Source organism: Pseudomonas sp. JAI120 (assembly GCF_014207255.1).
In the GTDB taxonomy this organism is placed as follows: Bacteria; Pseudomonadota; Gammaproteobacteria; order Pseudomonadales; family Pseudomonadaceae; genus Aquipseudomonas.
Genome location: NZ_JACHCZ010000002.1, coordinates 753,956 through 778,034 on the forward strand (window position 1 = coordinate 753,956; position 24,079 = coordinate 778,034).

General features: G+C 60.7%; 21 protein-coding genes. 10 read left to right on the forward strand and 11 right to left on the reverse strand.

What is annotated here, in order from left to right:
- Positions 1-19 precede the first annotated feature (19 nt).
- The 4 genes from HDC32_RS15295 (at position 20) to HDC32_RS15310 (ending at position 5,052) form a co-directional block, all read left to right on the forward strand.
- Positions 20-724 (forward strand): fimbria/pilus chaperone family protein, encoded by a 705-nt coding sequence (locus HDC32_RS15295; protein ID WP_184744593.1) that lies wholly within the window; start codon positions 20-22, stop codon positions 722-724.
- 79 nt (positions 725-803) lie between these two features.
- Entirely contained in the window at positions 804-3,236 is a 2,433-nt protein-coding gene (locus HDC32_RS15300) for a fimbria/pilus outer membrane usher protein (RefSeq protein ID WP_184744595.1), read from the forward strand.
- A gap of 11 nt (positions 3,237-3,247) precedes the next feature.
- Positions 3,248-4,387, forward strand: a complete 1,140-nt coding sequence (locus HDC32_RS15305; RefSeq protein WP_145335260.1) for a DUF1120 domain-containing protein — start codon at positions 3,248-3,250, stop codon at positions 4,385-4,387.
- A gap of 17 nt (positions 4,388-4,404) precedes the next feature.
- On the forward strand, positions 4,405-5,052 hold the full coding sequence (locus tag HDC32_RS15310) for a DUF1120 domain-containing protein (RefSeq protein WP_131698335.1): 648 nt from the start codon (positions 4,405-4,407) through the stop codon (positions 5,050-5,052).
- Here HDC32_RS15310 and HDC32_RS15315 read toward each other — a convergent pair.
- From HDC32_RS15315 to HDC32_RS15340, 6 genes are all read right to left on the reverse strand, one after another.
- Entirely contained in the window at positions 5,049-6,314 is a 1,266-nt protein-coding gene (locus HDC32_RS15315; protein ID WP_131698336.1) for a CynX/NimT family MFS transporter, read from the reverse strand. The two genes, HDC32_RS15310 and HDC32_RS15315, sit on opposite strands and share 4 nt — an antisense overlap.
- Entirely contained in the window at positions 6,304-6,963 is a 660-nt protein-coding gene (locus tag HDC32_RS15320) for a FadR/GntR family transcriptional regulator (RefSeq protein ID WP_145335262.1), read from the reverse strand. The genes HDC32_RS15315 and HDC32_RS15320 overlap by 11 nt, the downstream gene beginning before the upstream one ends.
- A gap of 260 nt (positions 6,964-7,223) precedes the next feature.
- Positions 7,224-7,988 carry an amino acid ABC transporter ATP-binding protein gene (locus HDC32_RS15325; RefSeq protein WP_003171943.1) on the reverse strand — a complete coding sequence of 255 codons (765 nt, stop codon included), beginning with the start codon at positions 7,986-7,988 and terminating at the stop codon, positions 7,224-7,226.
- Between the two features lie 11 nt (positions 7,989-7,999).
- Positions 8,000-9,097: an amino acid ABC transporter permease gene (locus tag HDC32_RS15330; protein ID WP_131698338.1), complete on the reverse strand. Its 1,098-nt coding sequence runs from the start codon at positions 9,095-9,097 to the stop codon at positions 8,000-8,002.
- A gap of 10 nt (positions 9,098-9,107) precedes the next feature.
- On the reverse strand, positions 9,108-10,289 hold the full coding sequence (locus tag HDC32_RS15335; protein ID WP_184744597.1) for an amino acid ABC transporter permease: 1,182 nt from the start codon (positions 10,287-10,289) through the stop codon (positions 9,108-9,110).
- 72 nt (positions 10,290-10,361) lie between these two features.
- Entirely contained in the window at positions 10,362-11,393 is a 1,032-nt protein-coding gene (locus HDC32_RS15340; protein WP_131698340.1) for an amino acid ABC transporter substrate-binding protein, read from the reverse strand.
- A gap of 345 nt (positions 11,394-11,738) precedes the next feature.
- Between HDC32_RS15340 and HDC32_RS15345 the strand changes: the two genes are divergently transcribed.
- Both HDC32_RS15345 and rhlB read left to right on the forward strand, forming a co-directional pair.
- Positions 11,739-12,395 carry an alpha/beta hydrolase gene (locus HDC32_RS15345; RefSeq protein WP_131698341.1) on the forward strand — a complete coding sequence of 219 codons (657 nt, stop codon included), beginning with the start codon at positions 11,739-11,741 and terminating at the stop codon, positions 12,393-12,395.
- 95 nt (positions 12,396-12,490) lie between these two features.
- Positions 12,491-13,954 carry an ATP-dependent RNA helicase RhlB gene (gene rhlB / locus HDC32_RS15350; RefSeq protein WP_167654877.1) on the forward strand — a complete coding sequence of 488 codons (1,464 nt, stop codon included), beginning with the start codon at positions 12,491-12,493 and terminating at the stop codon, positions 13,952-13,954.
- 130 nt (positions 13,955-14,084) lie between these two features.
- Here rhlB and moaE read toward each other — a convergent pair whose 3' ends face one another.
- The 5 genes from moaE to HDC32_RS15375 form a co-directional block, all read right to left on the reverse strand.
- A complete protein-coding gene (gene moaE, locus HDC32_RS15355; RefSeq protein WP_145335269.1) occupies positions 14,085-14,534 on the reverse strand; it encodes a molybdopterin synthase catalytic subunit MoaE in 450 nt (149 codons plus the stop codon).
- A gap of 2 nt (positions 14,535-14,536) precedes the next feature.
- Positions 14,537-14,779 (reverse strand): molybdopterin converting factor subunit 1, encoded by a 243-nt coding sequence (moaD, locus tag HDC32_RS15360; RefSeq protein ID WP_131698344.1) that lies wholly within the window; start codon positions 14,777-14,779, stop codon positions 14,537-14,539.
- Complete coding sequence (gene moaC, locus HDC32_RS15365; RefSeq protein WP_131698345.1) at positions 14,776-15,249, reverse strand: cyclic pyranopterin monophosphate synthase MoaC; 474 nt, start codon at positions 15,247-15,249, stop codon at positions 14,776-14,778. The genes moaD and moaC overlap by 4 nt, the downstream gene beginning before the upstream one ends.
- Positions 15,250-15,337: 88 nt before the next feature.
- A complete protein-coding gene (locus tag HDC32_RS15370) occupies positions 15,338-16,732 on the reverse strand; it encodes a PhoH family protein (RefSeq protein WP_131698346.1) in 1,395 nt (464 codons plus the stop codon).
- Positions 16,733-17,079: 347 nt separating this feature from the next.
- Positions 17,080-18,204, reverse strand: a complete 1,125-nt coding sequence (locus HDC32_RS15375; RefSeq protein WP_145335271.1) for a polysaccharide deacetylase family protein — start codon at positions 18,202-18,204, stop codon at positions 17,080-17,082.
- A gap of 119 nt (positions 18,205-18,323) precedes the next feature.
- Between HDC32_RS15375 and yaaA the strand changes: the two genes are divergently transcribed.
- From yaaA to HDC32_RS15395, 4 genes are all read left to right on the forward strand, one after another.
- The gene (gene yaaA / locus HDC32_RS15380; RefSeq protein ID WP_184744599.1) at positions 18,324-19,103 is read left to right on the forward strand and encodes a peroxide stress protein YaaA; all 780 of its coding nucleotides are present in this window, start codon (positions 18,324-18,326) and stop codon (positions 19,101-19,103) included.
- An 887-nt stretch (positions 19,104-19,990) separates the two neighbouring features.
- Complete coding sequence (locus HDC32_RS15385) at positions 19,991-21,307, forward strand: nucleotide sugar dehydrogenase (protein ID WP_131698349.1); 1,317 nt, start codon at positions 19,991-19,993, stop codon at positions 21,305-21,307.
- 83 nt (positions 21,308-21,390) lie between these two features.
- Positions 21,391-22,872, forward strand: coding sequence for a mannuronan synthase (alg8, locus tag HDC32_RS15390; protein WP_053131348.1), 1,482 nt, complete (start codon positions 21,391-21,393; stop codon positions 22,870-22,872).
- Between the two features lie 38 nt (positions 22,873-22,910).
- Positions 22,911-24,077 (forward strand): alginate biosynthesis protein Alg44, encoded by a 1,167-nt coding sequence (locus HDC32_RS15395; protein WP_131698351.1) that lies wholly within the window; start codon positions 22,911-22,913, stop codon positions 24,075-24,077.
- The last annotated feature ends 2 nt before the right edge of the window (positions 24,078-24,079 follow it).

Below are 24,079 nucleotides of genomic sequence, written 5' to 3' on the forward strand. Positions count from 1 at the left end.
CCCAATGGAAAACCCCGTCATGACGACGACATTGTTCAACACCGCCACCTGCTTCTTGGCCCTGACGCTGCTGCTTGCCACGGGTGCACAGGCTGACGGCATGGTCCCGGACACCTCCGTCGTGATCGTTCACGAAGCCGAGGGTGAAGCCGCCGTGTCGGTCACTAACACCGACAGCCAACTGGCCCTGCTCCACGTCACGCTGGAAGACATTCCCGAAGACCCCGAGCCGCTGCTGGTGGTGACTCCGCCGCTGTCGCGGGTGGAGCCGTCCAAATCGCAACTGGTGCGGTTCATTTTGCAAAGCCCCCAACCGCTGCACACCCAACGGCTCAAGCGCGTGATTTTCGAAGGCATGCCCCAAGGCCGATCGGCGACCGAAGCCGGACACGCGCGGGTCGGCGTGACGGTACGTCAGAACCTGCCCGTCATCATTCACCCCAAAGGGCTCGCCCCCAACCGCACGCCCTGGACCGGCCTGACCTGGTCACTCAACGGCGGTACGTTGCAGGTGCGTAACGACACCCCTTATGTGGTGCGACTGGCCCAGGAACTGCGCCTGTTGCCTGGCAATGGTCGAGCGATGTTGCCGCGCACCTATGTGTTGCCCGGGGAACACCTGAGCATTGCAGCCACCGGCGGTGCGGCCAGTACAGTCCGGTTGCAGCCGGCAACGGTCTATGGCTTTGCCGTAGGCGCTTATGAAGCGCCCCTCACCTTCTGACGAAAACCCCGGGCGTCCAGGCGCCTGTATCACGAAGTGACGGCTCACTGACCGTCACCACACCCTTCGAGTGCCTTTCGTGAAAACAGTATTGAGTTACCGTGACGGCGAAGCCCTGCCCGACAGGCCACCCCGTTTTGCACTGCCGACGATACTGTTGGCGTGCGCACTGCTGCCCACCAAGGCCTGGGCGGATGAACGACCGAGCTTTGATGCCACCACCTTGCACCAACGTGGAATTGATCCGACGCTCGCCAACCTGCTGCTGGACGCCCCGCGTTTTGCCGCAGGACGGCATGCCGTGAGCCTGCTGGTCAATGGCCAGCGCCGCGGGCGACTGGAGGTCGGCTTTGATCAAGACGGTGCCTTGTGTTTCGACCGTGCGTTGCTGGATCTCGCCAACCTGATCATTCCCGACGACAGCGAGCGCTGCCACGCCTTTCTCGACCAGTACCCGCAAACCCTGGTGGAACCGGACCCCGCCACGCTCACGGTGTCGCTGGTGGTACCGACTGAAGCGCTACGACCGCTGCAGCAGGACGTCTCAGGGTACGAAACCGGTGGTTTTGCCGGCCTGCTCAATTACGACCTCACCGGTTTTTATAACCGCTTCGGTGACGACAACAGCCAGTTCGGTTCGGCCAATACCCAGGTCGGGTTCAACGCCGGCGACTGGGTCGTACGCAGCCGCCAGGTACAGACCTGGCAGGATGGCCTCTCACGCAGTACGCACCTGGAGGCCTACGCCCAGCGTACCTTCGCCAGCCATCAGGCGGTGCTGCAAGCGGGGCAAATCAACCTCTACAACCCGGTGTTGTCCGGTGCGCAGATCACCGGGGTCCAGGTCCTCACCGAACAGGCCCTTCAAGAACAAGGCCAGGGCGCGACCATCGACGGTATCGCCAACAGCCCGGCGCAAGTCGAGGTGCGACAGAACGGTGCGTTGATTCATTCCACGGTGGTTCCGGCCGGGCCGTTTTCGCTGACCGATGTACGGCGCCTGAACTCACGCTCTGACGTCGAAGTCACGGTCAAGGAAAGCAGCGGTGGCGAGCGCCGCTTCACCGTCCCGGCGGCCATGCTCGGCCTTGGGATGGCGGCGCCCGGGTACTCGATGGCGGCGGGACGGGTGCGCAATATCGGCGACGGCCAAGGCGACGAGCCTTGGGTGGTCAGCGCGGGCTGGACCGGTGCCGTGCACCCGCAGCTGTCCTTGGGCAGCGGCGTGCTGGCGTCCAGCGAATACCGGGCTGCGGGTGTGAGCCTGGGCTGGCTGCCATGGTTGGACAGCCAGGTCCAACTGTCCACCCAGGTTGCCGACACCCAGGCGCCGCACGCCGTACGTGGCGTGCAAACCGACCTGTCATGGTCCCAGCGCTTGAATGATCAATGGTCGTTCAGCGCCGCCAACTCCTGGCGTTCACCGGGTTATCGCGAGCTGGAGGAAGCGACCTACGCGCCTGAATCTACCCAGCAACGACGCTCCCGTTATCGCGACCAACAAAGCGCCACGCTGGGCTGGTCCCACCCATGGCTGGGCGCATTCAGTGCCGGGGTTTCGCGCTCCAGCAATTTTGACGGCAACACCAGCAGCCGCGGCCTGGCGTCGTGGGGCACGAACGTCGGCGGTGTATCGCTGTCGGCGAGTGCCGAATGGCAGATGGGCGGACGCCAGCAGCAGGACAATGCCGTCTACCTGAATGTCAGCCTGCCCCTGGGCGAGAGCCGTCGAGTGCGAGCCTGGGTACGCAACTCGGGCGGCGAACATCGCACCGGTGTGGGGTTGAATGAACAGATCGACGATCAACTGAGCTACCGCGTCAGCGCCGAACATGACACCCGTGACCAACAGGTGGAGACCACCCTCGGTCTTTCGGCACTGCCCCGCTACAGCCAACTCGACTTCAGCTACAGCCGCGCCGATGCCGAACGCTCAAGCTATCAAGGCAGTGCCCGAGGCGGCGTGGTGCTGCATGGCGCCGGGGTGACGTTGTCGCCGTATCCGGTGCGTGACACCTTCGCCCTGGTCTCGGTGGGCGAGATGAGCGGCGTAAAACTGAGTACCCCCAGCGGCCCGCTCTGGACCGATTGGCAAGGCCAGGCCGTGGTTCCCCACGTGAGCGCCTATGGCCGCAGCCCGGTTGAAGTACAGCCCCGTTCACTGCCGCGCAATGCCGATATCAACAACGGCCTGGCGATGATCTCGGCCGGGCGTGGTGCAGTGGATCGGGTCGATTTTGCCGTGACATTGACTCGTCGGGTGTTGCTCACCGTACGCACCGAACACGGTGCACTGCTGCCCCGTGGTGCCTCCGTCAGTACCGATGCGGGCGAGTTCGTGACCCTGGTCCAAGACAGTGGCCAAGTGTTTCTACCCAACGTCCTGGAGCAATCAGGGTTGTGGGTCAGCGCGCCGGGATTGACGCGCTGCCGACTGCAGTTCGAGTTACCGCCCAAGGGCGACCCTCTGGTGTATTTCGAAACCGCGCCCGCACGCTGCACCCCTTCATGAGGAAGATCGCCATGCCCTTTATCCGCGCCCCATGGCTGACGGCCGTCTTGATGACCGTCAGTCTCGTCGGCACCGCCTTGGCCGACGACGAGTGCCAGTTGAACATCAGCGAACCTTTGCTGGACTTCGGCCTGATGAAGCGCCTCGCACAAAACGACAGCGCCCCCCAACGCCTGCTCGGCGAGCGCCGCTTGAGCCTGAACCTCAACTGCCCGGAAACGACGGACATGAGTGTGTTCTATCGGGCCCTGGCGGCCGACGCACAACGCCTGCAATTTACCGAGCACGGCAGTTATGCAATTGAAGTCAGCGATGGCGTGCTGGATGGCCGGGCAGTTGAGCTGGGGTTGCTGCAGGCCGCCGCGCAGCCACCCGCCGCCATCGGTAGCGCAGTGAATTGGCGCCCGGGCTATGGCGTGGCGCCGGTGCAAGGCGGGGCCGTGCTACGGGGTAAACACCTGTCCTTGCAACTGAGCCTCAGCGCCTGGGCGGACATGGCGGCCACCCATGTCCGCGAGGCCACCACGTGGGAAGTGTCCGGAACATTCGACGCCCACCAGAGCGGTCGCTATCGGGAGTTGACCCTGCGCGCCCACTTTGCGCCCGCCGCCTGCACACCGCAGCTGTCCAACGGCGGCCTGGTGGATTACGGCACGCTGCTGGCCAAGGACCTGAGCGCCACCCACGAAAACCCGCTGCCCACCCGCCCGCTGCAATTTTCCGTCGGCTGTGATGGGCCCGCACGCTTCGCCTTGCGCATGCACGACAACCGCGACGGCTCGGCCACGGGCGGCACCGATGAAACCGCTTATGGATTGGACCGGGATAACAGCCAGAACAAGATCGGCCGCTTCTACGTGAACATTGACCCGGCAGACTTTGTCGCCGATGCCTACGGCACGCTCTATCGCACCGACTCCACCAGCAATGGCACGGCCTGGAGCAGCGCAAGTGCCAGACAGATCCCTATCGCCGCCAACAGCTATATGGGCTTTACCGACAAGGCCGGCAGCACCCAGGGGCCCGTTGCGATCCAACACCTCACCGGCACCCTGCGCATCAAGGCTTACCTGGCCCCCCTGCAATCGCTGGACCTGCGCCAAGTGGTGCAGATCAATGGTTCCGGCACTCTCGAAATCATCTACCTCTAGCCTGTGGAGCTTCCCTCGTGAACACGTACTGCCTGAGTTTTTCTGCCCTGCTGCTGTGCTCAGCCCAGCCAGCGCTGGCCGCTTCCTCCGTGGACCTTAACGTCAAAGGCCGGATCACGCCGACCGCCTGCACACCGCTGCTGTCCAGTGGCGGGGTGATCGACTACGGCAAGCTGTCCCAGCAAGACCTCAACGTCGACAAGGGCACACGCCTGCCGGTCAAGCAGCTGCAAGTCAGTATCGGTTGCAACGCACCGAGTCGCTTCGCCCTGCGCATGCGCGACAATCGCGACGGCACGGCCACGGTCAACAGCGAGATTTACTATGGGCTGGGGCTGGACAAAAGCGGCAACCGCATCGGTCTCTATTCCTTGAGTTTCGACCCTCGCCAGACCCAGGTCGACACCACCGCGCCGGTCTACGGGACCGAATCCACCACCGGTGGCATAGCCTGGCGCACGGCCGACCTCAACACGATCGACATAGGTGCCAACAGTTACCTGGGCTTCACCGACACGGCCGGCAGCACAACCGGCCCGTCAGCGATCCGGGAGCTGATCAGCACGGTCAAGGTCGAAACCGTGATCAACGCCACGAAGAACCTGGACCTGAGCAGCGACACCTTGCTCGACGGCTCGGCGACGCTGGAGGTGGTGTATCTCTAACGTTTCTCGCTGCTGACCTGCACATACAGCGCCCGCCCCGCGCCCAGCCCGGCGATGATCGCACCCACGCCGATCACCGCGAAGATCCAGCCAATGGCCGACCAACCGCCGGTCCAGTCGTGCACCAGGCCCACCGCGAATGGACCGACGGACGCGAGGGTGTAACCGAAGCCCTGGGCCATGCTCGACAGGTTGGCGGCCACATGGGAATCACGCGAGCGCAGCACGATCAAGGTCAGCGCCAGGCTGAACGTGCCGCCCTGCCCCAGGCCGAGCAGAATGGCCCAGCCCCACAGACCGTCCAGCGGTGCATACAGGCAACCGAACAATCCAACCAGGGTGAACAGCATCACCACCACAATCGCCAGGCGCTGGTCCTTGCCGCGCGTGGCAAGCCACGGTGCGGCCAGGGAACTGAACAACTGCATGATGATGGAGCCGGACAACGCCAAACCGGCTTCGGTGGCACTCAGGCCACGACCGATCAAAATCGACGGCAGCCAGCCAAACACGATGTACGACAGGGACGATTGCAGACCCATGTACAGGGTGACCTGCCAGGCCAACGGGTCACGCAACAGGCCCTTCACTCGGTAGGCGACCTGGTGGGCGCCGTGTTTCTGGCCGACCTGCGGTAACCAGAACAACGCTGCCACCAACGCCGGCAGAATCCAGAAGCCCAGGCCAATGGTCCAGCGGTCGCCGAAGTAATGACTCAGCGGCACCGTGGCGCCAGCGGCCAACGCTGCGCCCAGACACAGGGCCATGGTGTACACACCGGTCATGGCGCCGGCGTGTCTGGCGAAATCGCGCTTGATGATGCCCGGCAGCAATACGCCGATGATGCCGATGCTCGCACCGGCAATCAGGCTGCCGGCGAACAACCCCACTTCGCCAAACGAACTGCGCAGGATGATGCCGGCGGCCAGGCTCAGCAAAATCCCCAACACCACTCGCTCGGCGCCAAACCGCCGGGCCAGGATCGGGGCCATGGGCGCGAACAAGCCGAGGCACAACACCGGCAAGGTGGTCAGCAAACCGGCCTTGGCCGCCGACAATCCCAGGCTGCTGGAAACCTCGGCCAGCAACGGCGCCACGCTCGACAACGCCGGGCGCAGGTTCAACGCCACCAGGATCAGGCCCAGCAGCAACAGCCAAGGGCGGCTTACCAGCGGGTGACTGGCTTGCACCACTTCGTCATCGGCTTCGGCGTCGATCAACAGCTCTTCCAACTCGGTCGTACGTTTGGTTTCAGGGTTCATTGATCAACTGCCGGCAAAGGGATTTGGCGCGTTCCGCGTCCTGGTGTTCCACGGCTTCGAGCAGGGCGATATGCAGGTCGAACACCGCCTGGCGGCGCGGCGAAATGTTCAGGGTCTGGCGCAACTGGGCGCCGACGATGGCGGAAAAGTACTGGTACAGCTCGCTCAATGCCGGGTTGTGCGCGGCGTCCACCAGGCGTTTGTGGAACTCCAGGTCGGCGCTGATATAGGCCTCCAGGTCACCGTGGTACAGCACCGCGCTGGCTTTGAGTGCCTCGTGCAAACCCGTGAGGTCGGCTTCGGTACGGCGCAACGCCGCGAGCCCGATGGCCTCCACTTCCAGGATCTGCCGCGTCTCCTGCGCCTGCTCCAGGCTGCAGTGAGATAACGCGCGCATGGCTCCCAGCGGGTCGGTCATGGAGCGCAGGTAACTGCCGTCGCCCTGGCGGATCTCGATCAACCCGGAGAACGCCAACACACGCATGGCTTCGCGCACGGTGTTGCGGCTGATGCCCAGCTCGGCGGCCAGCTCCGGCTCGGTGGGCAGACGTTCGCCGACGGCCCACCTGCCTTCGCTGATGCGCCAGCGCAATTGCTCAAGGGCCTGGTCCACCAGGGAGCGTTTGATCAGGGGAGCGATGTCAGTCATGGGATGCGGGCTTTCGTCCAATCATAGGATGAATTTTCCTACAGCCTATTCAGAGTTGCCTACAAAGGCAACGCACTAGGGTTCTTAGGCTGGAAAAGGAGCAGTATTTTCGATTGGTACAATTACCCTTAGAGGGTAATTATTCAGCGCAGGTGTCTTATGGAAAAGTACACACCTCATTACGATCTGGCGGTGATCAAGGCCTCCTGAACAGACAAAAATAAACCCGGCCAGGCCGGGTTTATTTTTTCAAGCATCGATCAATGCAGGATCTGGCTCAAGAACAGCTTGGTCCGGTCATTCTGCGGGTTGTCGAAGAAGTCATTCGGCGCCGCCTGTTCGACGATCTCGCCCTTGTCCATGAAGATCACGCGGTTGGCCACGGTGCGGGCGAAGCCCATTTCGTGGGTCACGCACAACATGGTCATGCCGTCTTCAGCCAGGCCGATCATGGTGTCGAGTACTTCCTTGACCATTTCCGGGTCGAGGGCCGAGGTCGGCTCGTCGAACAGCATGATTTTCGGCTTCATGCACAGGGCACGGGCAATCGCCACACGCTGTTGCTGGCCGCCGGACAGTTGCCCCGGAAACTTGTGGGCCTGCTCCGGGATGCGCACACGCTCCAGGTAGTGCATGGCGATTTCCTCGGCCTTGCGCTTGGGCATCTTGCGCACCCACATCGGCGCCAGCGTACAGTTCTGCAGGATGGTCAGGTGCGGGAACAGGTTGAAGTGCTGGAACACCATGCCGACTTCGCGGCGAATCGCTTCGATCTGCTTGAGGTCGTTGGTCAGCTCCACGCCATCGACCACGATGCGGCCCTGCTGGTGCTCTTCCAGACGGTTGAGGCAGCGAATGGTGGTGGACTTGCCCGAACCCGACGGGCCGCACAGCACGATACGCTCGCCCTGCTTGACGTTGAGGTTGATGTCTTTCAACACGTGGAACTGGCCGTACCACTTGTTGACGCCCTGCATCTGGATAATGCCTTCAGGGCTCACAGGCTGTTTGATCGCTTCGCTCATAACATCAACTCCTAACGCTTGTGGCCTGTGTCGAGCTTGTGTTCCAAATGAATGGAATAGCGCGACATACCAAAACAGAAAATCCAGAACACCAAGGCGGCAAACACATAGCCTTCGGTGGCCATGCCCAACCATTTAGGGTCGGCGGCGGCTTGCTTGACGCTGTTGAGCAGGTCGAACAAACCGATGATGATCACCAGGCTGGTGTCCTTGAACAACGCGATAAACGTGTTGACGATGCCCGGGATTACCATCTTCAGGGCTTGCGGCAGAATCACCAGGCCCATGCTGCGCCAGTAACCCAGGCCCATCGCCGCGGCCGCTTCGTACTGACCTTTAGGAATCGCCTGCAAGCCACCGCGCACCACTTCGGCCACGTAGGCCGACTGGAACAGGATCACGCCGATCAACGCCCGCAGCAGCTTGTCGATGCCCATGCCTTCAGGCAGGAACAACGGCAGCATCACCGAGGACATGAACAGCACGGTGATCAACGGCACGCCGCGCCAGAACTCGATAAAGGTCACGCAGACCACACGAATCGCCGGCATGTTCGAACGCCGTCCCAGCGCCAGCACAATACCCAGTGGCAAGGCACCGGCGATGCCGACGGTGGCGATGACCAGGGTCAGCATCAGGCCGCCCCATTGGCTGGTGGCCACGTTGGTCAAGCCGAATATCCCGCCGTGCAGCAGGAAAAACGCGATGATCGGGTACAACACCAGGAAGCCCAGGCCGTAAATCGCCTTGCGCGGGAAACGCGAGATGAACAACGGTGCCACGCCGACAATGGCCAGCCACACGGTCAGGTCTACACGCCAGCGCAGGTCGCCGGGGTAGTAGCCGTACATGAACTGCCCGAAGCGCTGTTGGATAAACACCCAGCACGCGCCCTCTTTAGTGCAATCGGCGCGAGTAGTGCCGACCCAGTTGGCATCGAGGATGGCCCAATGCAGGATCGGCGGCACCACCAGGTAGATCAGGTAAAACGCCAACAGCGTCAGCAGGGTATTGAGCCAACTGGAAAACAGGTTGGCACGCATCCAGGCCATCGGTCCGAAGACTTTACTCGGCGGCGGCATATCAGGTTTGAAAGTATGCGAACTCATGTGCGTTTCCTCACCGCTCGATCAGCGCAATGCGCTTGTTGTACCAGTTCATCAGCAGGGAAATGCTGATGCTGATCGCCAGGTACACGCTCATGGTGATGGCAATAACCTCGATGGCCTGGCCGGTCTGGTTGAGCACCGTGCCGGCAAACAGCGAAACCATTTCCGGGTAACCGATACCGGCGGCCAGCGACGAGTTCTTCGCCAGGTTCAGGTACTGGCTGGTCAGCGGCGGAATGATCACCCGCAGGGCTTGCGGGATGATGACCTTGCGCAGCGTCGGCCCAGGACGCAGGCCCAGGGAGCGCGCAGCTTCGGTCTGGCCGTGGCTGACGGACTTGATGCCCGAACGCACGATCTCGGCGATAAACGCTGCCGTGTACACGGTAAGCGCCAGGGTCAGCGCCAGCAGTTCAGGGATCAGTACCCAGCCGCCGACAAAGTTGAAGCCTTGCAGCTTGGGCATTTCCCAGTGCAGCGGCGCGCCGAAGATCAAGGCACACAACGCTGGGATCACGATAAACAGCGCCAGGCCCGCCCAGAACTTATGGAAGGGTACGCCGGTCGCTTCAAAGCGCTTGTTGGCCCAACGCGCCATCAGCACGATTGCCACGATGGCAACCACGATGCTGGCCACAAACGGCCAGAACCCGTCAGCGGCCAGCGCTGCCGGCATGTTCAGGCCACGGCTGCTGACAAAGAAGGTGTCGCCGAAGTTATGGCTGTTGCGCGGCCCCGGCATGGTCAGGAACACCGCGAAGTACCAGAACAGGATCTGCAGCAGCGGCGGAATGTTGCGGAACACTTCCACATACACGGTCGCCAGCTTGTTGATCATCCAGTTCGGGGACAGACGTGCCACACCGATGATGAAGCCGAGCAGCGTTGCCAGGACCACCCCGATCACGGTCACCAGCAAGGTGTTGAGCAAGCCGATGACAAAGACGCGGGCATAGCTGTCCGATTCGGTGTAGTCGATCAGATGCTGCGCGATGCCGAAGCCGGCACTGCGCTCAAGAAAGTCGAAACCCGAGGTAATGCCCCGGTGCTGAAGGTTGGTCTGGGTATTGTCGAAGAGGTACCAGCCCAACGAGATCACCGCCACAATCGTGATGATCTGGAAGAGCCACGCACGCACTTTGGGATCGCTGAAGCTGAGCTTCTGCTTTGGTGCGCCGATTTGTTTTTGCATGAAGTGCCCCGGAAAGAATGGAACAGAACATCACCCGGCGGTTGGCCCTCCGGGTGACAGAACCATCAGCGATCAGCGCACAGGGGGTGCGTATTGAATGCCGCCGTTGTTCCACAGCGCGTTCAGGCCACGGTCGATTTCCAGCGGGGTGCTCTTGCCCAGGTTGCGCTCGAACACTTCACCGTAGTTACCGACTTGCTTGACGATCTGTACGACCCAATCTTTCTTCACTTTCAGGTCTTTGCCGTATTCGCCGTCAGCACCGAGCAGACGTGCAACGTCCGGGTTCTTGGTGGACTTGGCTTCAGCTTCAACGTTTTTGGAAGTGATGCCAGCTTCTTCAGCGTTGAGCATGGCGTAGCCAACCCAGCGCACGATGGCCAGCCACTCGTCGTCGCCATTACGCACGACCGGGCCCAGTGGCTCCTTGGAGATGGTTTCCGGCAGAACCACGTAGTCCTTCGGCGCGGCCAGCTTGCTGCGCTGGGCGAACAGTTGGGACTTGTCGGAGGTCAGTACGTCGCAACGACCGGATTCCAGCGATTTGGCGCTTTCATCGGAGGTGTCGAAGGTGATTGGGGTGTACTTGAGGTTGTTGCCGCGGAAGTAGTCGGAAACATTCAGCTCGGTGGTAGTACCGGCCTGGATGCAGATGGTTGCACCGTCCAGTTCCTTGGCACTTTTGACGCCCAGCTTACTGTTAACCAGGAAGCCGATGCCGTCGTAGTAAGTGATGAAGCCTGGGAATTTCAGGCCCATACCCGCATCGCGGGAGCTGGTCATGGTGGTGTTACGCGACAGGATGTCGACTTCGCCGGACTGAAGCGCGGTGAAACGCTCCTTGGCGTTCAACTGGCTGAATTTGACCTTGGTGGCGTCGCCAAAAACGGCAGCGGCCACGGCACGGCAAACGTCAGCATCGATCCCGAGGATCTTGCCGCTGGCATCCGGTACCGAGAAACCCGGCAAGCCGTCACTCACGCCACATTGCACAAAACCTTTCTTCTGCACGGCGTCCAGCGTAGCGCCAGCCTGGGCGAAACCACTGACACCCAGTACAGCCGCCGCAGAAACGATGGCCAGGGTGGATTTCAATACCTTCATTCAAACCTCCAGTTGCTCTTGTTGTGTCGAAGCTCCAACCTCAGCGCACCCTTATGAGGCGATATCGACCCGTGTTGGCTTTTTTTGGGGTCAAGCGGCATGAGGCTTTCGCGGAAATTCCAGCTGCTATCCCGAAAGCGGCAGTCACTGATAGTGTTACCGTCTCAGGAAAGTTCTGACATCGCCCTACACATAGCAAGGCGCGTACCAGAACGGCGGCTGAGTCGTTTCAGCCCCTAGTCAATGGAAAAAGATTCACCCTTGCGACATTCTCTTAACAGATCAACCTGTCGCGCACCGTTCCGACGCACCCAATCGGAGCGCACGCACATATATGGAGCAGACATGACCGAACCCTTGATTCTTCAGCCCGCCAAGCCCGCAGACGCCTGCGTAATCTGGTTGCATGGCCTGGGTGCCGATCGCTACGACTTCCTGCCGGTGGCCGAGGCGCTGCAGGAAAGCTTGCTGTCCACCCGCTTTGTATTGCCCCAGGCACCGACCCGCCCAGTGACGATCAACGGCGGCTACGAGATGCCCAGTTGGTACGACATCAAGGCCATGAGCCCTGCGCGCTCGATCAGCCTGGAAGAGCTGGAAGTGTCGGCAAAAATGGTGACCGATCTGATCGAAGCACAGAAGAGAACCGGAATAGACGCTTCGCGGATTTTCCTCGCGGGCTTTTCCCAAGGTGGGGCCGTGGTATTCCACACCGCGTTCCTGAATTGGGAGGGGCCATTGGGCGGCGTAATCGCCCTCTCCACCTACGCGCCCACCTTCAGTGACGAGCTCGAATTGTCGGCCAGCCAGCAACGCATTCCCACCCTGTGCCTGCATGGTCAGTACGACGAGGTAGTACAGAACGCCATGGGCCGCAGCGCCTACGAGCATCTGAAAACCCGTGGTGTCACCGTGACATGGCAGGAATACCCAATGGGCCACGAAGTGTTACCGCAGGAGATACACGATATAGGGACTTGGTTGACCGCTCGCCTGGGCTGAAACCCACGTTTATGTAGCCGTATGACAGACGCACTACGCCGCGCCCGATTCTTGCATTACACTGGCCGGCGTACATTCCTTAACCAATTAATGAGATCACCGTGCTCAAAGCACTCAAGAAAATGTTCGGCAAAAGCGAGGCTGAGCCGCTCGCGCCTGTTCCCAGTGCTCCTGTCCCCTCCTCCGGCAGCCGCAATGACGGTCAACAGCCAGGCCGGACTGCACCTGTCGCCCAGCCAAAGACGCCGACGGTGACACCGCCCGAACAGGCAAAACCTGAGACGCAAGCCGCCCCCGCCCCCAAGCCTCGCCGGGAACGCGCCCCCAAACCGCCGGTGATCCCGTGGAAACTCGAAGACTTCGTCGTCGAGCCTCAGGAAGGCAAAACCCGCTTCCACGATTTCAAACTGGCCCCGGAACTGATGCACGCCATCCAGGACCTGGGGTTCCCATACTGCACGCCGATCCAGGCGCAGGTATTAGGCTTCACCCTGGCCGGCAAAGACGCCATCGGCCGCGCCCAGACCGGTACCGGCAAGACCGCCGCGTTCCTGATCTCGATCATCACCCAGTTGCTGCAAACGCCGCCGCCGAAAGAGCGCTACATGGGTGAACCGCGCGCGCTGATCATCGCGCCTACCCGTGAACTGGTGGTACAGATCGCCAAGGACGCCGCCGACCTGACCAAGTACACCGGCCTCAACGTGATGACGTTCGTGGGCGGCATGGACTTCGACAAGCAGCTCAAGCACCTCGAAGCCCGCCACTGCGACATCCTGGTCGCCACCCCCGGCCGCCTGCTGGACTTCAACCAGCGCGGTGATGTGCACCTGGACATGGTCGAAGTGATGGTGCTGGACGAAGCCGACCGCATGCTCGACATGGGCTTCATCCCACAAGTGCGCCAGATCATTCGTCAGACGCCACCAAAGGCAGAGCGCCAGACCCTGCTGTTCTCCGCGACCTTCACCGAAGACGTGATGAACCTCGCCAAGCAGTGGACCACCGAGCCGTCCATCGTCGAAATCGAGGCGCTGAACGTCGCCAGCGAAAATGTCGAACAGCACATCTATGCCGTGGCCGGTGCCGACAAGTACAAGCTGCTCTATAACCTGGTCAACGACAACGGTTGGGAGCGCGTGATGGTGTTCGCCAACCGCAAGGACGAAGTGCGCCGCATCGAAGAGCGCCTGGTGCGCGATGGCGTCAACGCCGCGCAACTGTCCGGCGACGTGCCGCAACACAAACGCATCAAGACCCTGGAAGGCTTCCGCGAAGGCAAGATTCGCGTGCTGGTGGCCACCGACGTGGCCGGGCGCGGGATTCACATCGACGGCATCAGCCACGTGATCAACTTCACCCTGCCGGAAGTGCCGGACGACTATGTGCACCGTATTGGCCGCACCGGCCGGGCGGGCGCAGCGGGTGTGTCGATCAGCTTTGCCGGGGAAGATGACTCGTATCAGTTGCCGTCGATCGAGACCTTGCTGGGGCGCAAGATCAGCTGCGAGACACCGCCGACGCACTTGCTGCGGGCTGTAGAACGCAAACGCCCGTAAAGCTTAAATGCGATAAAAATGTGGGAGGGGGCTTGCTCCCGATGGCAGTGGCACATTCAACATCTCTGTTGAATGATCCACCGCCATCGGGAGCAAGCCCCCTCCCACATTTGGTTCTGTGTTCGGCTGGCTATTTCCAGCGATCCGCTGCAGCGTGGTCGCTGTCCCGACCTTCCACCCAACGCGCACCTTCGCTGGTGTTCTCCTTCTTCCAGAACGGCGCACGGGTTTTCAGGTAATCCATCACAAACGCACAGGCATCAAACGCGGCCTGGCGATGGGCACTGGCGGCCGCCACGAACACAATCGGCTCACCCGGCTCCAGCGCACCGATACGATGCAGCACTTCGAGCTTGAGCAGCGGCCAGCGTTGTTCGGCTTCGACGCCGATCTTGGCCAGGGCTTTTTCAGTCATGCCCGGATAGTGTTCGAGGAACATCCCGGACACATCTCGGCCCTCGTTGAAATCGCGCACATAGCCGACAAAACTCACCACCGCGCCCACGCCCACATTCGCGGCGTGCATCGCGTTGACCTCGGCACCGGGGTCAAACGGTTCGACCTGTACACGAATGGCCATGTTCAGCCTCCGGTCACGGGCGGGAAGAACGCAACTTCATCACCGGCCTGCAACGGCTCATCGAGACCGCACAACTCCTGGTTGCGAGCACACATCAAGCTGGTTTCGTTGAGCACTTCAAAGCCCGGATCAGCGGCCAGCGCCTGGCGCACGGCGTCGACAGTGGCGAAGTCGCCCTCCATCTCAAGTGAATCCAGGCCTATTTTTTCGCTGTAACGCGCGAAAAACAGTACGTTGATGCTCATTGTTCATCCGCCTTGAAATGCCCGCTTTTACCGCCGAGCTTTTCCAGCAGGCGAATGGTTTCGATGGTCATGCCGCGATCCACGGCCTTGCACATGTCGTAGATGGTCAGCGCGGCGACACTGGCCGCCGTCAACGCCTCCATCTCCACGCCGGTCTGCCCGGACAGCTTGCAGCGCGCGACGATGTGCACCGAGTCTGCGCCCTCGGCACTCAGTTCGACCTTGACCCCGGTCAACATCAGCGGGTGACACAGGGGGATCAAATCACTGGTTTTTTTCGCCGCCTGGATCCCGGCAATGCGGGCCACGGCAAACACGTCGCCCTTGGGATGGGCGCCGTCGACAATCATTTGCAGGGTTTCGGGCAGCATGCGCACCCGCGCTTCGGCCACCGCCTCCCGGAACGTCACGGACTTGTCGGTGACGTCGACCATATGGGCGCGACCTTGGGAATCGAGATGAGTCAGCACAGGGATACTCCTGATCAGGAGCAGCGATTGTAAACCCAATGCATAAGAAATGTGGGAGGGAGCAAGCCCCCTCCCACACTGACCGCGTTTACAAATGCGATTCGGCGTATTCAGCCAGAATCGAGCGAGGTACCCCTTGCAGCGCAATGTGCACGCCGTTCGGGAAATCCTTGAAGCGTTCCGTCAGGTAAGTCAGCCCGGAGCTGGTCGCGGACAGGTAAGGGGTGTCGATCTGTGCCAGGTTGCCCAGGCACACCACTTTGGAACCGGCACCGGCACGGGTGATGATGGTTTTCATCTGGTGCGGGGTCAGGTTCTGGCATTCATCGATCAAAATCAGGCTTTGCTGGAAGCTGCGACCTCGGATGTAGTTGAGGGATTTGAACTGCAACGGCACTTTGCTGAGGATGTAGTCGACGCTGCCATGGGTGTTTTCGTCATCCATGTGCAAGGCTTCGAGGTTGTCGGTGATCGCCCCCAGCCACGGCTCCATTTTTTCCGCCTCGGTGCCGGGCAGGAAGCCGATTTCCTGGTCCAGGCCCTGCACGGAGCGGGTGGCGATGATGCGGCGATAGCGCTTGGTCACCATGGTCTGCTCAATGGCGGCGGCCAGGGCGAGGATGGTTTTACCGGAACCGGCAGCACCCGTCAGGTTGACCAGGTGGATGTCCGGGTCGAGCAGCGCATACAGCGCCAGGCTCTGGTAGATGTCACGCGGTTTCAGGCCCCAGGCTTCCTGGTGCAACAGGGGTTCCTGATGCAGGTCGAGGATCAGCAGCTTGTCGACCTGGATCTCTTTGATCCACCCCACGAAGCCCTGCTCGTCGACGATGAATTCATTGATATGCACGGCCGGCAGGTTGTCGATCAACTGTACCTGGTGCCAGGTGCGGCCATGGTCCTGACGGGTCTCGACCTTGCTGACACGGTCCCAGAACGAGCCGGTCATCATGTGATAACCACGGGACAGCATCGACACGTCATCGACCAGTTGGTCGGTACTGTAGTCCTCGGCGGCGATCCCACACGCTCGTGCCTTGAGGCGCATATTGATGTCTTTGGTCACCAGCACCACGCGCAGGTCCTTGTCGCGAGCGTGCAGGTCGATCAATTGGTTGATGATTTTGTTGTCGTTGAGGTTTTCCGGCAGCAGGCTGTTGGGCTCGCTGCGCTTGCTCATCAGGATCGACAGCAAGCCCTTGGGCCCGCTTTTGCCGCGTTGGATCGGCACACCGACCTCAACGTCGTCGGGTGACGCTTCGCCCAGGGTCTTGTCGATCAGGCGGATGGCCTGGCGGCATTCGGCAGCCACGCTGTGGTGGCCGCTTTTGAGTTTGTCGAGCTCCTCAAGCACGATCATCGGGATGGCGACGTGGTGTTCTTCGAAGTTAAGCAGTGCGTTTGGATCGTGGATCAATACATTGGTATCAAGCACATAAAGGATTGGCTGGTCGGAAGAAGGGGTGCGTCCATGATCATCCATACTCGGTCACCTTTGTGGGAGCCAGTCGACGCAATACCACGACAGTGCTGCGCCTCGATTCGACCACCGACTGCACCTGAGTGACGTCAAGCGCAGTGCCCACATGAGGAGTCTTGGAAGACGCCACCTGTGTTGCAGGTTTCGGCGATCTGACTTCGTAATACCGCAAAACCCATGACAGGAAAAAGCACTTTGACGCTTTTTTGAAGTTTATTTTTCAGGATGACGAATAGCACTAGCCGAGTGCCCGATGCACCGTTAAAGTCGGAAGTCCGCCTGCATCGAAATGTCGCACAAAATTGCCCCAAAAATGCCTCTCGCCCAACAGGGCCGGGCACTTCATCTTTTTAACGAAATGCCTCCCGGCAGTCCTGCCAACCCAGCCCACTTTGCGCCGTTGCCTGCAGCAACATCGGCAGTGCCACCCGCGCCTTGTCCTGGGTGTCGTGAAACACAATCACGCCTTTGCGCCACAACAGCATCAACGTCAGCACCCGCTGCGCCGACTCATCGGCCTTGAGCTTGCCCGGCTCGTCCTGGGAATCGATGTCCCATAACGCCACCTGCAAGCCCTGCGACTGGAAAAACCCCTGGCTGTCCGCGCGACGTTGCCCGTAAGGCGGGCGGAACAGCGGCACGTAGTTTTCCGGCATCAGGTTCTGCACCAACTGCGCGCTGCGGGTGATGGAGCCTTGCCAGTCCACCCAATGGCTGTGGGAACGGTACTGCCAGCCCTGGGTGCCGACGCACTGCCCCTGGTACAACGCCTCCACCTCCGCGGCGGAACTGCGCTCCACACGGGTTTGCAGGCTGCTGCCGAGGGCAAAGAAGGTGGCGTTCATCTTCTGCTTGCGCAGGTAGTCGGCGACCCAGTCGGTATTGCCGCCGACCGGCGCCGGTCCGCCGTCGAAGGTCAGCAGGAAGAGGCGGTCGTTGAACTCGTCGCCATTGCGTTCATGCTCGCCAAAGCGCGCAACTTCGCTGCTGATCTGCGGAAACAGCGCGGCCTTGCGCAGCAGTTCGTCCAGATAGCGCTCATGGAAGGCATGGCTGGGGGCTGCCCAGCCTATATAGAAAGAGTCTTCGCTGATCGCCAACTTGCCGGCCTGCTCGCGCAGGTCGTCCATGCTCTCCACCAGGTAGCAGAACGAGGCGTCGACTTCGCAGCTCTGCTGGGCAAAGGTGTAGTTCTCCAGCAGGCGCTGCCAAAGCTCGCGGCGCAGGTCGTCGATGGCCGCCAGGTTGATGATCTTCAAGCCCAGGCGCTGCTTGAGTGCGGCTTCGTCCAGGGATTCACTGGCCAGCAGGCTGTGGGCGAACATCAGGATTTCCGCACGCGAAGCCACATCGAACAGCGCCGGGCTGCTGAGTTTTTCCGGCCAGGTACCACGATCCAGACTGGCTACATCCACCGGCGCCGCCTGGGCATTCAGGCACAGCAGGCAAGCCGACAACAAAAGCGCTATTCGCACACAGGGTCTCCCTCTCCAGAGTCACCGGCCATCATAGCGGATCGCGCCTATCGCCATCATAGGTGGAGTCAAAACGCCCGAGCCCCTAGAATCCCCGCACGATTACAGGAGACGACTTCATGCTGATGGTGATTTCCCCCGCCAAAACCCTCGATTTCGAGACCCCAGCGGTGACCCAGCGCTTTACCCAGCCGCAGTACCTGGACCATTCCCAGGTGCTGATCGAGCAACTGCGCGAACTGAGCCCGGCGCAGATCAGCGAATTGATGCACGTGTCCGACAAGATCGGCGGCCTCAACGCCGCCCGCTTCGGCAGCTGGACCCCGGCCTTCACCCCTGAGAATGCCAAGCAGGCCTTGCTGGCGTTCAAGGGCGACGTGTACACCGGCCTGAACGCCGAGACCTTCACCGCTGCCGACTTCAGCTACGCCCAGGACCACCTGCGCATGCTCTCGGGCCTGTACGGCCTGCTGCGCCCCTTGGACCTGATGATGCCGTACCGCCTGGAGATGGGCACCAAACTCGCCAACGCCCGTGGCAAGGACCTGTACGCCTTCTGGGGCACGCGCATCAGCGAGTGGCTGAACGAAGCCCTGGCCGAACAAGGCGACGACGTACTGCTCAACCTGGCCTCCAACGAGTACTTCTCGGCGGTCAAGCGCACGGCCCTGAACGCGCGGATCATCAACACCGAGTTCAAGGACCTGAAGAACGGCCAGTACAAGATCATCAGCTTCTACGCAAAAAAGGCCCGAGGCATGATGAGCCGCTTCGTGATCGAAGAGCGCATCAACGATCCGGCCAAGCTCAAGCAGTTCGATGTGCAGGGCTACCGCTTCAATGCGGAGCAGTCCAAGCCGGACAACCTGGTGTTCTTGCGCGATCACGCACCGGAATAAGGCCGTACCAGCCTCTTTCAGACAATGAAATCCAAATGTGGGAGGGGGCTTGCCCCGATGGCAGTGCATCAGTCGATACATAGTCGACTGACACAACGCAATCGGGGGCAAGCCCCCTCCCACATTTTTGCCTGCATTCCACACCAAAAATCGTCACTTATTTGACGTCAAAAAATATACCGACACATCCCTAACAATTCTTTCACTCGACATTTCCAATTTTTTTTCGTAGTGGCACCACTTTTTAAAATCACTAGTGGCACAAAACTATCCCCGCACACCAACTACCTGTAACTACTGGCCCAAATAGCAAGTGCTATCAATATAGTACCAGTGCCATCTTTGCCTATATTTCAAGAAATTTCCGGAAACAGGATGAGCGGCCAGGAACTTCGTCCTAAAGCACCGCTCATACCACCGGTAACGAAATTCTCTGTTTCTGTAGGAGATGACTTACAAGGCGGACCAACGGAAGTAGCGAAGTTGTCATATTCAACTTTGACTCAGTGGTCACATTACCAACCGATTAGTTGAGAGCGGCGATAAGGATCCATTGCCACGAACTATAAGGCCAAGGCTGTGCTTACCCTAATGGGTCAGTGAGACACCCCAAGGCGTTGATATTTAAAGGCTTACAGCCTCTATCAAGGCCCTGCGGCACTGGCGCCAGACCCTTCTCCCAGGAAGGCTGGCTGCATTTCAGGGCAGGCCCCAATAACAAGGCCAAGTTGCGCACAACTTGAGTGCAATAGTTAGTCACTCGTTATTCAACATGCCTGTACGCGGCAAGTCGGCGTCTATTCGCCCAACTTTCGCGGCATTTGTGACGTTTGCAAACATGAACTCCGGCCATCTAATGGCATGATTTAAATACAGAGGTAATTGCGATGCGCATCAGCATATTTGGTTTGGGTTACGTTGGCGCAGTGTGTGCCGGTTGCCTGTCTGCCCGTGGCCACGAAGTGGTTGGCGTAGACATCTCCAAGGAAAAGATCGACCTGATCAACGCCGGCAAATCGCCGATCGTCGAGCCGGGTCTGGGCGAACTGTTGAGCCAGGGCATCGCAAACGGTCGACTGCGCGGCACCACCAACTTCGCCGAAGCCATCCGTGATACTGACCTGTCGATGATTTGCGTCGGCACGCCGAGTAAGAAAAACGGCGACCTGGAACTCAACTACATCGAATCGGTATGCCGCGAGATCGGTTTTGTCCTGCGTGACAAGACCACCCGCCACACCATCGTGGTACGCAGCACCGTGTTGCCGGGCACCGTCGCCAACGTGGTGATCCCGATCCTCGAAGACTGCTCCGGCAAGAAAGCCGGCGTCGACTTCGGCGTTGCGGTCAACCCGGAATTCCTGCGCGAATCCACCGCCATCGCCGATTACGACCTGCCACCGATGACCGTCATCGGCGAATTCGACAAAGCCTCCGGCGATGTCCTGCAGTCCCTGTACGAAGAACTCGACGCACCGATCATCCGCAAGGACATCGCTGTGGCCGAGATGATCAAGTACACCTGCAACGTGTGGCACGCCACCAAGGTCACCTTCGCCAACGAGATCGGCAACATTGCCAAGGCAGTCGGCGTCGACGGTCGCGAAGTGATGGAAGTGGTCTGCCAGGACAAGACCCTCAACCTGTCCCAGTACTACATGCGCCCAGGCTTTGCGTTCGGCGGCTCCTGCCTGCCTAAAGACGTTCGCGCCCTGACCTACCGCGCCAGCTCCCTGGACGTGGAAGCGCCGCTGCTCAACTCGCTGATGCGCAGCAACGAATCCCAGGTGCAGAACGCCTTCGACATCGTCGCCGGCCACGACAAACGCAAAGTCGCCCTGTTGGGCCTGAGCTTCAAGGCCGGTACCGACGACCTGCGCGAAAGCCCGCTGGTAGAACTGGCCGAGATGCTGATCGGCAAGGGTTACGACCTGAGCATCTACGACAGCAACGTCGAGTACGCCCGTGTCCACGGCGCGAACAAGGACTACATCGAAGGCAAGATCCCCCACGTGTCGTCCCTGCTCAACTCGGACTTCGATGACGTGATCAACAACTCCGACGTGATCATCCTCGGCAACCGCGACGAGAAGTTCCGTTCCCTGGCGCAGAACGCACCGCACGGCAAGCAAGTGATCGACCTGGTGGGCTTCATGTCCAAGGCGACCTGCACGACCGGTCGTACCGAAGGCATTTGCTGGTAACAGCAACGGTAAGTTTCGAGCTGCAGGCGTATCAATCCCCAGCGCTTGCAGCTCGAAGCCTTCTTCACCTTCGGATGACGCTTATGTCCAAGTTAAAACACGTACTGCTCCACTCCGCCGGCTGGCTGTTCTTTCTGAGCCTGCTGATGGGTCTCGCCCTGCTGTTGCCGGCGAGTACGTTCGACTCCGAGTCGAAGAATTTTATTTTCCTGATTGGCGCCGTCGGTATCTGGCGCTACTCGATGGGTGCTACGCATTTCTTTCGCGGCATGCTGTTCCTGTACGTGGTCTACCCGCACCTGCGCCGTAAAGTACGCAAGTTGGGCAAGGCTGCGGACCCGTCCCACGTGTTCCTGATGGTCACCAGCTTCCGTATCGATGCGCTGACCACCGCGCAGGTCTACAGCTCGGTGATTCGCGAGGCCATCGAATGCGGCTTCCCGACCACCGTGGTCTGCTCGCTGGTGGAAATGTCCGATGAGCTGCTGGTCAAGAGCCTGTGGGAACGCATGAACCCGCCGGACCACGTCAAGCTCGACTTCGTGCGTATCGCCGGTACCGGCAAACGCGACGGCCTGGCCTTCGGTTTCCGCGCCATCTCCCGCCACCTGCCGGACGACCGCGCCGTGGTTGCCGTGATCGATGGCGACACCGTGCTCGCCGAAGGCGTGGTGCGCAAGACCGTGCCGTGGTTCCAGCTGTTCGGCAACGTCGGTGGCCTGACCACCAACGAATTCTGCGAAGTGCGCGGCGGCTACATCATGAGCGAGTGGCACAAGCTGCGCTTTGCCCAACGCCACATCAACATGTGCTCCATGGCCCTGTCCAAGCGCGTACTGACCATGACCGGTCGCATGTCGGTGTTCCGTGCCAACGTCGTGACTGACCCGGGCTTTATCGCCGACGTGGAAAGCGACTCGCTGCAACACTGGCGCCTGGGCCGCTTCAAGTTCCTCACCGGTGATGACAAGTCCAGCTGGTTCAGCTTGATGCGCCTGGGCTACGACACCTTCTATGTGCCCGATGCCGCGATCCATACCGTGGAACACCCGCCGGAAAAGAGCTTTATCAAGGCCAGCCGCAAACTGATGTTCCGCTGGTACGGCAACAACCTGCGCCAGAACTCTCGAGCCCTCGGCCTGGGTGTACGCCGCCTCGGCCTGTTCACCAGCATCGTGTTGTTCGACCAGCGCGTGTCGATGTGGACCTCCCTGCTCGGCCTGACCGTGGCAATCATCGCCACCTTCAAGTACGGCGGCGCGTTCATCCTCGCGTACCTGCTGTGGATCGGCATCACCCGCCTGATCCTGACCCTGCTGCTGTCGTGCTCCGGCCACAAGATCGGCCCGGCTTACCCGGTGATTCTCTATTACAACCAGATCATGGGCGCGCTGGTGAAGATCTACGTGTTCTTCCGCCTTGATCAACAGTCCTGGACACGCCAGGACACCAAACTGACCCGCGATTTGGCCAGCTTTCAACGTTGGTTCAACACCTGGTCGTCTCGGACCATGACCTTCTCCGCCGGCAGCATCTTCGTTGCCGTGTTGCTGATGATGGTCTGACCCTGCCAAGCCTGAATTAACCAAGGAATTACACCGTCATGAACAGCCAAGTAAACGCCAACGTTGTCCACGAATCCGAAGCCCAGCGTCAACATGCCCGGGTCAAAATCCCGGCCAAGCTGCGCTTCTTCAACACTGACCGCACCCAGACCGAAGCACGGGTGATCGACCTCTCGGCCGGCGGCCTGGCGTTCACCGCCACCCAGCCGTTGACCGTGGGTGAAGTGCACAAGGGTCGCCTGCAATTCGTCATCGATAACCTCGGCCTGGCCATGGATGTGGAGCTGCAGATCCGCTCCTACGACCGCCAGAGCGGCCGTACCGGTTGCCAGTTCCAGAACCTCGACGCCCAGGATATCTCCACCCTGCGCCACCTGATCACCTCGCACCTGTCGGGTGACATCGTGACCATGGGTGATGTGTTGGCGACCCTGCAACGCGACAACTTCACCAAGGCGCGCAAGGTCAAGGACGGCGGCAGCAACATGAGCGCCTTTGGCCGCCTGCGCGCCGTGACGTTCAGCCTGGCGATCTTCCTGGTGGGTCTCGCAGCCTTCGGTTTCGTCTTCAAGTCGGTGTACGGCATGTACTTCGTCAGCCACGCCCAGGCGGGCCTGGTAAGCGTGCCTGGCATGAACGTGACCATGCCGCGCGACGGCACCGTGCAAAGCCTGCTCAAAGGTGACGCGGTGGCGGCCAAAGGTGCGCCACTGGCGACCTTCAGCACCAGCATGCTGGATGTGCTCAAGGGCCACCTGGACGAAGACCAGCTGCAACCGGCCAAGGTCGAAGAACTGTTCGGCAAGCAAATGACCGGCACCCTCACCTCGCCGTGCGATTGCGTGGTCGCCCAGCAACTGGTCGCCGACGGCCAGTACGCCAGCAAAGGCGACGTGATCTTCCAACTGGTGCCACGCGGCAGCCAGGCCAATGTGGAAGCACGCTTCTCCTATCGTCAGTTCGGTGACGTGCGCCCAGGCACCCCGGTGAGCTTCCAGGTGGCCGACGAAGAGCAGACCCGCACCGGCACCATCGTCAGCAGCACCAGCCTGAACAGCGCCGACCTGTCCTCCGACATCCGCGTACAGATCAAGCCTGACGCCCCGCTGGACAGCGCCTATGCCGGCCGCCCGGTGGAAGTGACCAGCGACCGTGGCCCATCCCTGAACTGGCTGATCGATAAAGCCATGGCTGCGGGTCTTTAATC

Excerpts from the sequence above, each read along its gene's own strand:
- HDC32_RS15295 (WP_184744593.1), top strand. The coding sequence starts at position 20 with ATGACGACGACATTGTTCAACACCGCCACCTGCTTCTTGGCCCTGACG.
- HDC32_RS15305 (WP_145335260.1), top strand. The coding sequence starts at position 3,248 with ATGCCCTTTATCCGCGCCCCATGGCTGACGGCCGTCTTGATGACCGTC.
- HDC32_RS15315 (WP_131698336.1), bottom strand. The coding sequence starts at position 6,314 with ATGAACCCTGAAACCAAACGTACGACCGAGTTGGAAGAGCTGTTGATC.
- HDC32_RS15320 (WP_145335262.1), bottom strand. The coding sequence starts at position 6,963 with ATGACTGACATCGCTCCCCTGATCAAACGCTCCCTGGTGGACCAGGCC.
- HDC32_RS15325 (WP_003171943.1), bottom strand. The coding sequence starts at position 7,988 with ATGAGCGAAGCGATCAAACAGCCTGTGAGCCCTGAAGGCATTATCCAG.
- HDC32_RS15330 (WP_131698338.1), bottom strand. The coding sequence starts at position 9,097 with ATGAGTTCGCATACTTTCAAACCTGATATGCCGCCGCCGAGTAAAGTC.
- HDC32_RS15335 (WP_184744597.1), bottom strand. The coding sequence starts at position 10,289 with ATGCAAAAACAAATCGGCGCACCAAAGCAGAAGCTCAGCTTCAGCGAT.
- HDC32_RS15340 (WP_131698340.1), bottom strand. The coding sequence starts at position 11,393 with ATGAAGGTATTGAAATCCACCCTGGCCATCGTTTCTGCGGCGGCTGTA.
- HDC32_RS15345 (WP_131698341.1), top strand. The coding sequence starts at position 11,739 with ATGACCGAACCCTTGATTCTTCAGCCCGCCAAGCCCGCAGACGCCTGC.
- moaE (WP_145335269.1), bottom strand. The coding sequence starts at position 14,534 with ATGGCCATTCGTGTACAGGTCGAACCGTTTGACCCCGGTGCCGAGGTC.
- moaD (WP_131698344.1), bottom strand. The coding sequence starts at position 14,779 with ATGAGCATCAACGTACTGTTTTTCGCGCGTTACAGCGAAAAAATAGGC.
- HDC32_RS15370 (WP_131698346.1), bottom strand. The coding sequence starts at position 16,732 with ATGGATGATCATGGACGCACCCCTTCTTCCGACCAGCCAATCCTTTAT.
- yaaA (WP_184744599.1), top strand. The coding sequence starts at position 18,324 with ATGCTGATGGTGATTTCCCCCGCCAAAACCCTCGATTTCGAGACCCCA.
- HDC32_RS15385 (WP_131698349.1), top strand. The coding sequence starts at position 19,991 with ATGCGCATCAGCATATTTGGTTTGGGTTACGTTGGCGCAGTGTGTGCC.
- alg8 (WP_053131348.1), top strand. The coding sequence starts at position 21,391 with ATGTCCAAGTTAAAACACGTACTGCTCCACTCCGCCGGCTGGCTGTTC.
- HDC32_RS15395 (WP_131698351.1), top strand. The coding sequence starts at position 22,911 with ATGAACAGCCAAGTAAACGCCAACGTTGTCCACGAATCCGAAGCCCAG.